Raw genomic sequence first — 13,393 nt, 5'->3', positions numbered from 1 at the left:
CCAAAGGAAGCACCACATGAGCACCAACCTCCCCACCTCGTACGAGTCGGAGTTCGCCGGCAAGGTCGCCCTCGTCACCGGCGGCGCCTCCGGCATCGGCCTGGCCCTCTCCAAGCGCCTCGCCGCCGGCGGCGCGACCGTCGTCGTCGCCGACTACAACGAGGAGAGCGCCCGCAAGGCCGCCGCCGAGCTGGAGTCCACCGGCGCCCGCGCCGCGGCCGTCGCCCTCGACGTCACCGACCCGGCCTCCGTCGAGGCCGGCGTGCGGTTCGCCGTGGACACCTTCGGGGCCCTGCACCTCGCCGCGAACAACGCGGGCATCGGCGGAGCCGCCGCGCCCACCGGCGAGTACGACATCGACGTCTGGAACCGCGTCGTCGCCACCAACCTGAGCGGCGTCTTCCACTCCCTGCGCCACGAGATCCCGGCCATGCTGGCGGCCGGCGGCGGCTCCATCGTCAACGTCTCGTCGATCCTCGGCACCAACGGCTTCGCCCAGTCCCCGGCCTACGTCGCGGCCAAGCACGGCGTCGTCGGACTCACCAAGACCGCCGCGCTCGAGTACGCGGACAAGAACATCCGCGTCAACGCCGTCGGCCCCGGCTTCATCGACACCCCGCTGCTGCGCGACACCGACGGACCGGCCCGCGACCACCTGATCTCGCTGCACCCGGCCGGCCGCCTCGGCACGTCCGAGGAGGTCGCCGAACTCGTCGCCTTCCTGCTCTCCGACCGCGCCTCCTTCGTCCACGGCAGCTACCACCTGGTGGACGGCGGCTACTCCGCCTCCTGAGCCCCCGAGTGGCGCACCACCGCCACGGGGCCCAGAAAGGTAGAGACCGGAGAAAAGAGGAGACACCCATGAAGGCCGTCCAGTACCGCGCCGTCGGCGCCGCACCCGAGGTCGTCGACATACCCAAGCCCGTACCCGGACCGGGACAGGTCCTGCTCAAGGTGACCGCCGCCGGCGTCTGCCACTCGGACATCGCCGTGATGAGCTGGTCCGCCGACGAGCTCACCTACGACCTGCCGCTCACCCTCGGCCACGAGGGCGTCGGCATCGTCGCCGAGCTCGGCGACGGCGCCGAGGGCTTCGAGATCGGTGACGCCGTCGCCGTCTACGGCCCCTGGGGCTGCGGCACCTGCGTCAACTGCGCCGAAGGCCGCGAGAACTACTGCCTGCGCGCCGCCGACCTGGGCATCAACCCGCCCGGCCTCGGCAACCCCGGCGCCATGGCCGAGTACATGATCGTCGACAACACCCGCCACCTGGTGCCGATCGGTGACCTCGACCCGGTCAAGACGGTGTCGCTGACCGACGCGGGCCTGACCCCGTACCACGCGATCAAGCGCTCGCTGCCCAAGCTGCTGCCCGGCGCCACGGCCGTCGTCATCGGCACCGGCGGCCTCGGCCACGTCGCCATCCAGCTGCTGCGCGCCATGACCGCCGTCCGCGTCATCGCCCTCGACGTCAGCGAAGACAAGCTCGCCCTCGCCCGCGCCGTCGGCGCCCACGAGACGGTGATCTCCGACGAGAACGCCGCCGCCAAGGTCCGCGAGCTCACCGGCGGCATCGGCGCCAAGGTCGTGTTCGACTTCGTCGGCGTCCCGCCCACCGTGGCCACCGCCGGTGCGGTCGCCTCCATCGACAGCGACGTCACCATCGTCGGCATCGGCGGCGGCCTGCTGCCCGTCGGCTTCGGCGTCCTGCCGTTCGCCACGTCGGTCACCGCGCCGTACTGGGGCTCCCGCAAGGAACTCGCCGAGGTCCTCGAACTCGCCCACGCCGGCTCCGTCGACGTGCACGTCGAGACCTACTCCATCGACGAGGCGCCGCTCGCCTACGAACGACTGCACGCCGGCAAGATCAACGGCCGCGCGGTCATCCTGCCCAACGGCTGACCCCGCCGCCCCACCGCCCCGGGCGGGCCGTCGCACCCCACTGCGACGGCCCGCCCGCGCATATTCCCGGCGGCCCGCCCGGCCGCCGCCCTACACTGACCGCATGGGCACGTACGCGTACTACTTCTTCCGCTGATCCCGGTGAGGGACCCGGCGACCGGGTGACGACACCCGCTCGCCCCGCCGTCCCGCCGCACCGCGTCCCCGCACGCCCGCGCCACCGAGCGCCGCCGTGCGCCCTCCTTCGGCGAAAGTACCCGGAACACCCATGTCCTCCTTCCGCGACCGCGGTCGACTGACCCTCCACGACGTCTCCAAGAGCTACGGGGACCGCACCGTCCTCGCCCGCGTCTCGCTCACCGTCCGCCCCGGCGACCGGGTCGGCGTCATCGGCGAGAACGGCTCCGGAAAATCCACCCTTCTCCGGCTGATGGCCGGGGCCGAGACCCCCGACGACGGCGAGATCACCGTCCGCTTCCCCGGCGGCGCCGGCCACCTCGCCCAGACCCTGTCGCTCGACCCGCGCGCCACCGTCCAGGACGCCGTCGACGCGGCCCTCGCGGAACTGCGCGACCTGGAAGGCCGGTTGCGCGCCGCAGAGGAAGCGCTGTCGGCCGGGGCCTGCGACGAGCCCGCCCTCGCCCACTACGGCGAACTGCTGCACGCCTACGAGGACCGCGGCGGCTACGAGGCCGACGCGCGCACCGACGCCGCCCTGCACGGTCTCGGGCTCGCCCGCCTCACCCGCGACCGCGCCCTCGGCAGCCTGTCCGGCGGCGAGCAGTCGCGGCTCGCGCTCGCCTGCGTGCTGGCCGCCGCCCCCGAACTCCTGCTGCTGGACGAGCCCACCAACCACCTCGACGCGCAGGCCGTCCGCTGGCTGGAGGACCACCTGCGGGGCCACCGCGGCACCCTCGTCGCCATTACCCACGACCGGGCGTTCCTGGAGCGCACCACCTCGGTGATCCTGGAGGTCGACCGTGACCTGCGCACCGTCACCCGGTACGGCGACGGCTGGGACGGCTACCGCACCGCCAAGGCCGCCGCCCGCCGCCGGTGGGCACAGGAACACCAGGAATGGGTCACCGACCTCGCGCGCGCCGAAGAGCTTGTCGCCGCCGCCGGCCACCGGCTCGCCGCCACCGGGCGCGACCCCGAAGAGGGGTTCGGCAAGCACCGGCGCTCTCACGAGACGAAGCTCTCCGGCCAGGTGAGGGCCGCCCGCACCCGGCTGGAGGCGCTGCGCGCCGCCCCCGTCCCGCCGCCGCCCGAGCCGCTGCGCTTCACCGCCGCACTCGACCTCGCCGCCGACGCCGAAACGGCCGGCGAACCCCTGCTGGAGGCCCGCGCGGTGACCGTGGGGCACCGCCTCGACGTGCCGGCGCTCGACGTCCGCCCGGGACAGCGCCTGCTGGTCGCCGGACCCAACGGGGCGGGGAAGACCACCCTGCTGCGGGTGCTGGCCGGCGATCTCGCCCCCGACACCGGCACGGTCCGGCGGCGCGCCAGGATCGGCTACCTCCCGCAGGAACTGCCCGCCGCCCCCACCCGCCGCTCCCTGCTGGAGGTGTACGCGGCCGGCCGGCCCGGCCACCCCGACGAGTACGCCGACGACCTGCTGGCACTCGGCCTGTTCCGCGCGGACGACCTGACCGTGTCCGTGCGCGCCCTCTCGGCGGGCCAGCAGCGCAGGCTCGTCCTCGCCCGGCTGGTGACCCGCCCGGCCGATCTGCTGATCCTGGACGAACCGACCAACCACCTCGCCCTCGACCTGGTCGAGGAGGTGGAGGAGGCCCTCGCCGCCTACCGTGGCGCCGTCGTCGTCGTCTCCCACGACCGCAGCTTCCGCGGCCGGTTCACCGGAGACGTGCTGGAACTGCGCGCCGGCCGCCCGTCGGCCGGGACCCCGGCGGGGCGGTCCTACGAGGAGGCGCGGCCCGGGCCCAGGTGAGCGAGCAGCCGCTCCACGAACACCCGCTGACCGGCCACCAGCAGCGGGACGGCCCGCTCCGGCGCGCACCACTCCACCCGGTCGATCTCCGGGAACTCCGCCACCGTGCCCGAACCGCGGGGCCACTCCATGGTGAACGTGCCCGGCACGGTGCGCGCCGGATCGAGATCCGCCCCTACCGCCCACACGGTCACCGTCTTGCCGCTCGGCTGCCGGGACTCCCCGAGGTCCACCCAGTCGCCCTCGGGGACCGGCAGCCCCAGCTCCTCCTCGAACTCCCGCCGGGCGGCGGCCTCGGGCAGCTCGTCCGGTTCGTACTCCCCTTTGGGGATCGACCAGGCGGCCTCCTCGCGGCCCTCCCAGAACGGGCCGCCCATGTGCCCGATGAGCACCTCGACGGCCGCCCCGCCCGCCGGACCGGCCGGCCGGAACAACAGCACCCCGGCACTGCGCTTCTTCGTCGACATGTCGTCACTCCCTCGCGTCGGACCGTCGAGCCTACGGGCCGGGGAGGCCGGGTCGGGGGACGGCGCAACCGTGCGCCCCCTCGGTGCCCCCGGAGCGCCGGTGGCGGCGCGGACCGTCAGCGGCCGACCGCGTACCCCTGCATGCCGCGCGGGTTGGCGGCGGCGGACAGCACTCCGGTCTCCGGGTCGCGGGCGACGGCGCACAGCCGCCCCTCCGACCAGGCGTCGCCCACGGTCACCTCGTGCCCGCGGCGCCGCAGCTCCGCCACGACCGCCGGGTCCGTCGAGGGCTCGACGGTCAGGCTGCCGGAGTGCATCCCGCGCGGATAGAACGACCCCGGGAAGCTGTCGGTGTGCCAGTTCGGCGCGTCGACGGCGCCTTGCAGGTCGAGGCCGCCGCGCACCCGCGGGCGCAGCGCGACCTCCAGGAAGAAGTGCACCTGCCACTGGTCCTGCTGGTCGCCGCCCGGCGTGCCGAACGCCATCACCGGCACCCCGTCGCGCAGCGCGAGGCTCGGCGTCAGCGTGGTGCGCGGGCGGCGTCCGGGCGTCAGGGAGTTCGGCAGCCCTTCGTCCAGCCAGGCCATCTGGAGCCGGGTGCCGAGCGGGAAGCCCAGCTCCGGGACGACCGGGTTGGACTGCAGCCAGCCGCCGCTCGGTGTCGCGGACACCATGTTGCCCCAGCGGTCCACCACGTCGACGTGGCACGTGTCGCCGCGGGTGCCGCCGTCCGGGGCGACCGTCGGTTCCCCGGCGCCCGCGGCCGGTATGCCCCTCGCGGCGAGGCCGCTCCCGCCCGACGCCACCGCGCGGGCGTGCGCGCCGAGCACCGGGGTGCGGCCGTCCGGGCTGCCGGGGCGCAGCTCCAGCGACGCCCGGTCCGTGATGAGCGCCCGGCGCCCGGCGTTGTACTCCTCGCCGAGCAGGGTGTCCAGCGGCACGTCGGCCGCGTCGCCGTACCATGCCTCCCGGTCCGCCATGGCCAGCTTGCAGCCCTCCACCAGCAGGTGGACGTAGTCGGCACAGCCGCGTGCGGGCAGTTCCTCGGGCAGCAGCGCCAACTGCTGGAGGAAGACCGGGCCCTGGCTCCAGCCGCCCGCCTTCGCCACCGTCCAGCCGTTCCAGTCGTACGTCACCGGCGCCTCGTACGACGCGGACCAGCCGGCCAGGTCGGCGGCGGTGAGGGTGCCGGTGTGCGGGGTGCCGCTGGTGTCCATGGTGGGCACGGCCGCCTGGCGGACCAGTGCCTCGGCGATGAACCCCTCGCGCCAGACGGCCCGCGCCGCCTCGATCTGCGCCACCCGGTCGTCCCCGCCGGACGCCTCGGCCTCCGCGATCAGCCGCCGCCAGGTGGCCGCCAGCGCCGGGTTGCGGAACAGGACGCCCGGCTGCGGCGCGACGCCGCCGGGCAGGTAGACGTCGGCCGACGTCGGCCAGTGTTCTTCGAAGAGACCGCGTACCGTCTCGACGGTCCGGCCCACCCGTTCCACCGGTGCGTGCCCGTCCCCGGCGTACCCGATCGCGTACCGCAGCACCTCGGCCAGGGGCAGCGTCCCGTGGTCGCGCAGCAGCAGCATCCAGGCGTCGAACGCGCCCGGCACGGCCGCGGCGAGCGGCCCGGTGCCCGGCACCAGGCCGAGGCCGAGAGCACGGTAGTGGGCGACGTCCGCCCCGGCCGGGGCCGGGCCCTGGCCGCACACCACCCGCACCTGGCCGTCCTTCGGCGCGAGGATGATCGGCACCTCGCCCGCCGGACCGTTCAGGTGCGGCTCCACCACGTGCAGCACGAATCCGGCGGCGACCGCGCCGTCGAACGCGTTGCCGCCCGCCTCCAGGACGGCCATGGCCGACTGGGAGGCGAGCCAGTGGGTGGAGGACACCATGCCGAAGGTGCCCTGGAGGGTGGGACGGGTGGTGAACACGGTGACGGCTCCTCGTGGGTGGCGTGCGGAGACTTCTGCGGGTCGCCGGGGGCCTGCGTCGCGGCGGATGACGATCAAGGGATGTCGCGGACCGTATGGCGCGTGCGGTCCGCGGACAAGACCCGTGTCCGCATGGCGGACGCGGCGCCCGGGGCGGGGAAGCCGCTGACGGGCACGGACACCGGGTGTCGGGGCCGGGGGGTGCGTCGCTTTCTTGACGGGAAATCAGGTTCCGGCCGCACCGGAGGGAGCGACGGGGGGCGGTGTGCCGTGCGGAGTGCGGAAAGGGCGACTCGCCCGCCGGGTGTGCGGCGCCTTCCGGCCAGAGTCAGATGTTGAACTTGCAAGCACAAATAAGGGACACCTAAGTTGATGCCCGATCGGTTCACGTCCCCACCACGACCGAAGGAATCCCCCATGTCCGTTCGTTCCCGCCTGGACCGGGCTCAGCCCTGGGTGCTCGCCGTCTTCCGCCTCGTCACCGGCTTCCTCTTCGCCTGCCACGGCGCCGCCGCGCTCTTCGGCGTCCTCGGTGGCAGGTCCGCCGAACTCGGCGCCTGGCCCGGCTGGTACGCGGCCGTCATCGAGTTCGTCGGCGGCATCCTCGTGATGCTGGGCCTCGGTACCCGTACCGCCGCCCTCATATGCTCCGGCTCGATGGCCTACGCGTACTTCACGGTCCATCAGGGCGAGGCGCTGCTGCCGCTCCAGAACAACGGCGAACCGTCCGCGCTCTACTGCTGGGCGTTCCTGCTGCTGGTCTTCACCGGCCCCGGCGCCGCGGCCGCCGACCGCCTCTTCGCCGGAACGGGGCCGAGAACGGAGCCCGGACCGGACGACGCCGGAACACCGTCCGGTGACGGCGGCCCCGCCGGGCGGACGGCCGCCGTCGCGGCCTGATCCCGCGCCGGGCGCGGCGTGCGAGGCCCGGTCCACCGCCACGGACGGCGGGGGCCGGGCCTCGTCGTGTTCCGGGGCTCCCGCCGCTGCGGCCGGCCGGGCCGGTTCGCACTCGCGGGATCTTCACGAGGCCGCTCGGGGGCGTGCCCGGTCGGCCGCCTCCGGGCATGGGTCGCCGTGCCGGGTGACCTGCGGCGACGTCGTGGGCGCGCCCGACGGGGCAGGCCTGCCGACCGGGGTGCGGGACGGAGGAACGCGGCGGCGCACAAGGAGAGTTCGCGCAGATCTGCTCCCGGGGGTAGGCCCCTCGGGGGCTCTTGCTATACCTTGCGTCTAACAGCTTGCTAGATGCCGTGTCTAACAAGCGGGTGGCGCCGAACGGCCGGGGCCTCGTCGAGCGGGCGCGAGATGAGGCGGCCGGCCGCGACGCCGTCGAGTCGATCTGCCGATCCATGTCGATTCAAGGAGCCGCACCATGGCCAGCAGCACCGTCCGGCCGGGAGGCCGGAACCAGGACGAGTCCGACGAACGCGACGTCGCCCGGCGTCTGCTCGCCTCGTCGGAGCAGCTCTCCTACGACCCCGTCGTCGAGGTGGACTGGACGACCCCGCTCGACAAGGACTTCCACGGAGCGAGCCCCGAGTGGAGCACGCTCTACGCAACCGCCTACTGGCGGGAGATGACCGAGGCCCAGCGCAAGGAACTGACCCGGCAGGAAGCCGCCTCGGTGGCCAGCACCGGCATCTGGTTCGAGATGATCCTCCAGCAGATGGTCCTGCGCGACATCTACGCCAAGGACGCCACCGACCCCCGCTTCCAGTGGGCGCTGACGGAGATAGCCGACGAGTGCCGGCACTCCGTCATGTTCGCCCGCGGAGCGCAGAAGCTGGGCGCCCCGCCCTACCGCCCGCGCCGGCTCGCGGTCGAACTGGGCCGCGTCTTCAAGACCGTGGCCTTCGGCGAGGCGGCCTACGCCGCGATCCTCGTCGCCGAAGAGGTCCTCGACGTGATGCAGCGCGACTGGATGCGCGACGACCGCGTCGTGCCCTTCGTCCGCACCATCAACAACATCCACGTGGTGGAGGAGTCGCGGCACATGAAGTTCGCCCGCGACGAGACCCGCAAGCGCCTGCGCCGGGCGGGACCCGTCCGCCGCCACATCCACGCCGTCGTCATCGCGATCGCCTCGTACGTCATCGTCACCAGCATGGTGAACCGGGACGTCTACGCCAACGCGGGCCTCGACCCCGAGCGGGCACGCGCCGAGGCCAAGGCGAACGAGCACCACAAGTCCCAGATGCGGTCCAGCTGTGCGGGGCTGATGGAGTTCCTCGCCTCCGCCCGCCTGCTGACCCGCCCGGCCCTGTACTTCTACCGCCGCGCCCACCTCGTCTGACCCGCCGCCACCCGTCCCGGCCGCCCCGCGGCACCGCTCCGGTGCCGCGACGCGGCCGTGCGGTGCCGTGCGGCCGTCCCGCCCCCATCCGACCCCGCCCCACCCGTGCGCCGGACCCGCCCGACCCCCGCCCCGAGCCCCGCCGGACACCACCCGTGCCGCGGCCGGGCGCCGGTCGGGCCGCCCCCGTGCGACCGCCGGGCCGAGACGAAGACCCGAGCTGACGACATGACCTACGCGATCACCCAGACCTGCTGCAGCGACGCCACCTGCGTCGCCGTCTGTCCCGTCAACTGCATCCATCCGACGCCGCAGGAAAGGGCGTTCGGCAGCACCGAGATGCTCTATGTCGACCCCGCGACCTGCATCGACTGCGGGGCGTGTGCCGACGCCTGCCCCGTCGACGCGATCCACCCGGTGGACAGCCTCCCCCCGGACCAGCAGGAGTACGCCGCCGTCAACGCCGCCTACTACGCGGACCGCGGGGCCGCGCCCGCGCCGGGCGGCCACTCGCCCAACTTCCACGCCTGGGACGCCCCGGCGTTCGACCGCAGCCTCCCCTCGGACTTCGGGCCGCTGAGAGTCGCGGTCGTCGGCACCGGTCCGGCCGGCATGTACGCCGCCGAGGACCTGCTGCTGCACACCGACGCCGAGGTGACCCTCGTCGACCGGCTCCCGGTGGCCGGCGGTCTCGTCCGCCACGGCGTCGCCCCCGACCACCCCGCGACCAAGAAGGTCGGCGACACCTTCGCCCGCTTCCACGACCACCCCCGGGTGCGGATGCTGCTCGGTGTGGAGGTCGGCAAGGACCTCACGGCGGACGAACTCGCCGCCCACCACGACGCGGTCGTCTACGCGGTCGGCGCCTCCGCCGACCGCCGGCTCGGCATCCCCGGCGAGGACCTGCCCGGCAGCCTCTCCGCGACGGCGTTCGTCGCCTGGTACAACGCGCACCCCGAGACCGCGCCCGACTCCGTCGGCCCGGCGGGCGCCGGACCGTCCGCCCGACGCGTCGTGGTGGCGGGCAACGGCAACGTCGCGCTCGACGTCGCCCGCATCCTGGTCGCCGACCCGGCCGCCCTGGCCGCGACGGACATCGCCGACCACGCCCTCGCGGCGCTGCGGGACTCCCCGGTCCGCGAGGTGGTCCTGCTCGGCCGACGTGGCCCGGAACACGCCGCGTACAGCCGCTCCGAGCTCAGCGCGCTGCGCCACCTCCCCGGGGTGAGCCTGGTCGTGGACGACCACGACCCCCGCGTCGGCGCGGCCCTCGACGCCGCGGGACCGGGCGACAAGGCCGCACTCCTGCGTGACCTGCCGCGCGAGGCGGTCGACTGGTCACGGACGCCGGACGAGGGCTCCGGCCGGCGCATCGTGCTGCGCTTCCACTCGGCCCCGCTGCGGGTGGAGGGCGAGGAGCGGGTCTCGTCGGTCCGGGTCACCGCCGGAGCCGGTGAACTCGACCTGCCTACCGGGATGTTCCTCCGCGCCGTCGGATACCGGGGCGTTCCCGTGCCGGGCCTGCCCTTCGACGAGACCGCCGGCACGGTGCCGCACGAGGCCGGGCGGGTCACCGGCATGCCCGGCACCTACGTCGTCGGCTGGATCAAGCGGGGCCCCTCGGGCGGCATTGGCGCCAACCGGTCGTGCGCCGCCGAGACCGTCGGCACGCTCCTCGCCGACGCCGTCGCCGGCACGCTGCCCCCGGCCCGCTCCACCGCGAAGGCACTGGCCCGGCTCGCCCGCAGCCGCAACCGCCAGGTCGTGGACGCCAAGGGCCTCGCCGCCATCGACCGGGCCGAACGCGCCGCCGGCCACGAAAACGGCCGCCCCCGGGTCAAGTTCGCCACCGTCCCGGCCCTCGTCGCCGCCGCCCGCGGCAAGCGCCGGAGCCCGGCGGGGTGAGGTGCGGGGGCCCCGGCCCGCCCCGGACCGTGCGACGGGTGCGGGTGCGGGTGCCGGCCTGGACGGATGGTGGTCCGCGGGCCGCGGTCCCCGCGCCGTGCCTGTCGGACCACCGTCAGGCGCACTTCACCGGTCCCGCCGCGAACTCCTGCGGCGGGGCGATGGCGCGGACGTCCGCGGCCTCGCCCACCCAGAGCCCGATGAACAGTGCCGCGGTCGCCTCGACCAGTCCCGCCCGGTCGAGGCCGCCCGCGTTCAACGGCACACAGCCGGCGTCCCGCACCAGCCGCCGCACCCGCACCAGCGAGTCCTCGTCGTCGCCGCACAGCGGCACGGCGAGTGGCTGCCCGTCGAAGACCGGCGGATCCATCGCCCAGACGTTCGCGTGGCAGAGGTTGAACGCCTTGACGACATGGGACTCCGGCGCGGCGGCGGCCAGTTCGGCGGCGGCCGAAGGGCCCTCGCCGGTCAGGAGGCGGAAGCCGGGGCCCACCGGGTTGGAGCAGTCGATCAGTGTCGTCCCGGCCAGTGCTTCCCGGAGCCGGCCCACCACCCCGGCCCCCGCACCGTACGGCAGTGCGACCAGCACCGCCTCGCCGAACGCCGCCGCCTCCTCCGGCCCACCGTGCGCGGTGCCGTGGCCCAGCCGTTCCGCCAGTTCGCGCGCCTTCCGCCGGTCGCGTCCCCCCACCCGGACCTCGTGGCCCGAGCCCGCCCAGTGCCCGGCGAGCGCCTCCGCCATGTTGCCCGCGCCCAGTACGCCGATCCTCATTCCGTGCCCCTCTTCCCGGCCGCGCGCCGCGGCCGTTACGACGGTAGGCAACCCGGCGCGCGCCGACGGGCCGGCGAAGGGGCTCCCGGCGGCGTTCCGGCCCCCGGTGGCGGAGGGTGCGCGGCGGGCGGGTGATCGCCGTTTCGTCGAACTCCTCCGCACGGCGGCGTACTTGACGCGTCGGGTGGGTGTCGTCGAGCCGGTCCGGGCGAGGCGGTGGGAGGCCGGCGCCGGGATCCCTCCTGCGGGGGACAGGGGTATCCGCAGATTGACGCACGGCTGGTCGCCGCGCGTGCTCCACGGCGTCGAGGTACCCCTTCCCGGTGGTGGCGACGCCGCGCCGGCCGCCCCGCCGCAGGGTGTCAGGGCCGGGGCCAGGGTGATCCCGCGAGGCGTTCGATGTCGGTGTTGAAGCGCTGGAGGCAGTGGGCGAAGGCGGCCACCTCGTCGCTCGTCCAGTCGGCCATGACGCGGTCCAGTGAGGCGAGGATCAGCTCGCGTTCCCCGTCGAGCCGCTCGGCACCCTGCTCGCTGATGCGGAACTTGCGGGCCATGCCGCCCTGCGGGTCCGGGATGCGCTCCGCGAGGCCGGCCCGCATGACGGCGGCGGTCTGGCGGTTGAGCGTGGAGGCGTCGAGGCCGAACGCCTCGCTCAGCTCGCCGATCGACATGGGGCCCTGGGCGCGGAGGCGGCTCAGCAGGATGTAGGCGCTCCGATCCAGTCTGTCCGTCTTCGCCCTCCCGTGCCGGTGGTGCTCGACGAGCCCGTGGCGGGCGAGCAGCATCTGTTCGTACTCGACCCGATGGGTGGGCCCGACCATGGTGTGCCGCCTCCGGAATCCTGGTGGGCGATCCGTGGCTCCGGACGGCCGCCTTCATGCTGTCACATCGGCGTGTGTCATACACGTGGCGTGTTCCATGCACTCGATATGCATGCTGCACAAAAGTGCGGTCCGAGGGGCGGCGCCTCCGCGGACCGGGTCGCCGGGCAGCCCGCCCCACGACCCCCGGTCCCGTCCCGTGGCGCGGTGCAGTGCGGCCCGCGCCGGTTCAGGCGCTGTCGGGCGCCGACCAGATGAGCCGGATCTCGGTCGTCCGATAGCCGGCCCGTGCGAAGGCGGCCGCCATCGGGGCGTTGCCGGTGTCCGTCGTGGCGGTGATCCGCTCGGCCCCCGCCTCCGCGTGGAACCGGGTGATCTCGGCGAGGATCTCGTGGACGTACCCCCGGCCGCGCAGCTCGGGGACGACGCCCAGATAGCCGACGTTGCGGTGGTACGGGGTCGCCGAGGGCAGCGCCAGACCGGCCACCTCGCCGTCGGTGGTACGGGCCAGCCGCCACCAGGCGCGCTCGCCGGGGCAGTCGAGGTAGAAGTCCATCTCCTTGCGGGCGGCGGCCCCGGCCCCGAGCGCGGCCACCTCCCGGCGGGTCTCCGCGTCGAGACTGCCCACGGCGATCCGCCGGAACACGTCCAGGAACTCCTCGTCCGTCCCCTCCGTGTACGTGAGCAGGCCGCGGACGGCCGGGAGCCCGGCGGACGGCGTCCACTCCAGCCGCAGCCGCTCCACCTCCTGCGTCAGCCCGGCGCCCAGGGCCGCCGACCGGCGCCAGTCCACCGCCGACGCCAGGGCGGTCCCCTCCCGCGGCGCCTCGGGCAGTGTCAGGTTGTAGAGCGGGAGCTTGGCGGCGCCCTGGCGGGCGAAGGCCCTCAGCCCCGCCGCGATCAGCGCCGCCCCGGCCTCCGCCCGGTCCGGCACGGACGGGTCGACGTGCAGGCAGTCCAGGGCGAGCGGGTGGTCGCCGTCCGGCCTGCCCCACCACAGCGCCCGTCCGACCGGACGGCCCGCGTCCTCGGCGAGCCAGGTCCACCCCGGCCGGTACATCCCCTGGTCCCGCTCGGCGAGATAGCGGTCGGCGGAGATCGTGCCGACGGGCTCGTCGACCGTCATCGCGGTGACGCGGGCGAGGTCGGCATCGGTGGTGGGGCGGAACGACAGCACATGGTCTCCTGGGAGCACGGCACGGGACGGCCGCCGCCCGGCGGACGCACGGGCAGCGGTGGTACGGGTCCGGGCGCCGACGCGGTACGGGGGCCCCGGCGGACGCCGGGACCGAGCATGACTGTGCCGCTCCCATTGATCAACTTCTTTTGCCGGTCCGGTCCGGAGGGGGAACGGACG

General features: G+C 74.6%; 11 protein-coding genes. 6 read left to right on the top strand and 5 right to left on the bottom strand.

What is annotated here, in order from left to right:
- Positions 1–16 precede the first annotated feature (16 nt).
- The 3 genes from Q0994_RS26655 (at position 17) to abc-f (ending at position 3,853) form a co-directional block, all read left to right on the top strand.
- Entirely contained in the window at positions 17–793 is a 777-nt protein-coding gene (locus tag Q0994_RS26655; protein ID WP_299539210.1) for an SDR family NAD(P)-dependent oxidoreductase, read from the top strand.
- A gap of 68 nt (positions 794–861) precedes the next feature.
- On the top strand, positions 862–1,902 hold the full coding sequence (locus Q0994_RS26650; protein WP_299539208.1) for an NAD(P)-dependent alcohol dehydrogenase: 1,041 nt from the start codon (positions 862–864) through the stop codon (positions 1,900–1,902).
- A 268-nt stretch (positions 1,903–2,170) separates the two neighbouring features.
- Positions 2,171–3,853, top strand: coding sequence for a ribosomal protection-like ABC-F family protein (gene abc-f, locus Q0994_RS26645; protein ID WP_299539206.1), 1,683 nt, complete (start codon positions 2,171–2,173; stop codon positions 3,851–3,853).
- On the opposite strand, the gene Q0994_RS26640 is transcribed toward abc-f, so the two are convergent.
- Positions 3,823–4,320, bottom strand: coding sequence for an NUDIX domain-containing protein (locus Q0994_RS26640; protein WP_299539203.1), 498 nt, complete (start codon positions 4,318–4,320; stop codon positions 3,823–3,825). The two genes, abc-f and Q0994_RS26640, sit on opposite strands and share 31 nt — an antisense overlap.
- Positions 4,321–4,436: 116 nt before the next feature.
- On the bottom strand, positions 4,437–6,242 hold the full coding sequence (locus Q0994_RS26635; RefSeq protein WP_299539200.1) for a gamma-glutamyltransferase family protein: 1,806 nt from the start codon (positions 6,240–6,242) through the stop codon (positions 4,437–4,439).
- A 417-nt stretch (positions 6,243–6,659) separates the two neighbouring features.
- On the opposite strand from Q0994_RS26635, the gene Q0994_RS26630 reads away from it, so the two are divergent.
- The 3 genes from Q0994_RS26630 (at position 6,660) to Q0994_RS26620 (ending at position 10,443) form a co-directional block, all read left to right on the top strand.
- Complete coding sequence (locus Q0994_RS26630) at positions 6,660–7,142, top strand: DoxX family protein (RefSeq protein WP_299539197.1); 483 nt, start codon at positions 6,660–6,662, stop codon at positions 7,140–7,142.
- Positions 7,143–7,617: 475 nt separating this feature from the next.
- The gene (locus Q0994_RS26625) at positions 7,618–8,538 is read left to right on the top strand and encodes a diiron oxygenase (protein WP_299539194.1); all 921 of its coding nucleotides are present in this window, start codon (positions 7,618–7,620) and stop codon (positions 8,536–8,538) included.
- A gap of 228 nt (positions 8,539–8,766) precedes the next feature.
- On the top strand, positions 8,767–10,443 hold the full coding sequence (locus Q0994_RS26620) for an FAD-dependent oxidoreductase (RefSeq protein WP_299539192.1): 1,677 nt from the start codon (positions 8,767–8,769) through the stop codon (positions 10,441–10,443).
- Between the two features lie 115 nt (positions 10,444–10,558).
- Here the strand turns inward: Q0994_RS26620 and Q0994_RS26615 are convergent, their stop codons facing one another.
- The 3 genes from Q0994_RS26615 to Q0994_RS26605 all read right to left on the bottom strand — a co-directional run bounded on the left by Q0994_RS26615 (position 10,559) and on the right by Q0994_RS26605 (position 13,213).
- Positions 10,559–11,215 carry an NADPH-dependent F420 reductase gene (locus tag Q0994_RS26615; protein WP_299539190.1) on the bottom strand — a complete coding sequence of 219 codons (657 nt, stop codon included), beginning with the start codon at positions 11,213–11,215 and terminating at the stop codon, positions 10,559–10,561.
- Positions 11,216–11,577: 362 nt separating this feature from the next.
- On the bottom strand, positions 11,578–12,036 hold the full coding sequence (locus Q0994_RS26610; protein ID WP_299539188.1) for a MarR family winged helix-turn-helix transcriptional regulator: 459 nt from the start codon (positions 12,034–12,036) through the stop codon (positions 11,578–11,580).
- A gap of 229 nt (positions 12,037–12,265) precedes the next feature.
- Positions 12,266–13,213, bottom strand: a complete 948-nt coding sequence (locus tag Q0994_RS26605; protein WP_299539186.1) for a GNAT family N-acetyltransferase — start codon at positions 13,211–13,213, stop codon at positions 12,266–12,268.
- Positions 13,214–13,393 lie beyond the last annotated feature (180 nt).

The organism is uncultured Streptomyces sp. (assembly GCF_947488945.1).
Lineage (GTDB): Bacteria > Actinomycetota > Actinomycetes > Streptomycetales > Streptomycetaceae > Streptomyces.
This window is presented reverse-complemented; position numbering and strand designations above follow the sequence as displayed.

What these genes read in the sequence shown, in the direction of transcription:
- Q0994_RS26655 (WP_299539210.1), top strand. Translation starts at nt 17, where the DNA reads ATGAGCACCAACCTCCCCACCTCGTACGAGTCGGAGTTCGCCGGCAAG.
- Q0994_RS26650 (WP_299539208.1), top strand. Translation starts at nt 862, where the DNA reads ATGAAGGCCGTCCAGTACCGCGCCGTCGGCGCCGCACCCGAGGTCGTC.
- abc-f (WP_299539206.1), top strand. Translation starts at nt 2,171, where the DNA reads ATGTCCTCCTTCCGCGACCGCGGTCGACTGACCCTCCACGACGTCTCC.
- Q0994_RS26640 (WP_299539203.1), bottom strand. Translation starts at nt 4,320, where the DNA reads ATGTCGACGAAGAAGCGCAGTGCCGGGGTGCTGTTGTTCCGGCCGGCC.
- Q0994_RS26630 (WP_299539197.1), top strand. Translation starts at nt 6,660, where the DNA reads ATGTCCGTTCGTTCCCGCCTGGACCGGGCTCAGCCCTGGGTGCTCGCC.
- Q0994_RS26625 (WP_299539194.1), top strand. Translation starts at nt 7,618, where the DNA reads ATGGCCAGCAGCACCGTCCGGCCGGGAGGCCGGAACCAGGACGAGTCC.
- Q0994_RS26620 (WP_299539192.1), top strand. Translation starts at nt 8,767, where the DNA reads ATGACCTACGCGATCACCCAGACCTGCTGCAGCGACGCCACCTGCGTC.
- Q0994_RS26615 (WP_299539190.1), bottom strand. Translation starts at nt 11,215, where the DNA reads ATGAGGATCGGCGTACTGGGCGCGGGCAACATGGCGGAGGCGCTCGCC.
- Q0994_RS26610 (WP_299539188.1), bottom strand. Translation starts at nt 12,036, where the DNA reads ATGGTCGGGCCCACCCATCGGGTCGAGTACGAACAGATGCTGCTCGCC.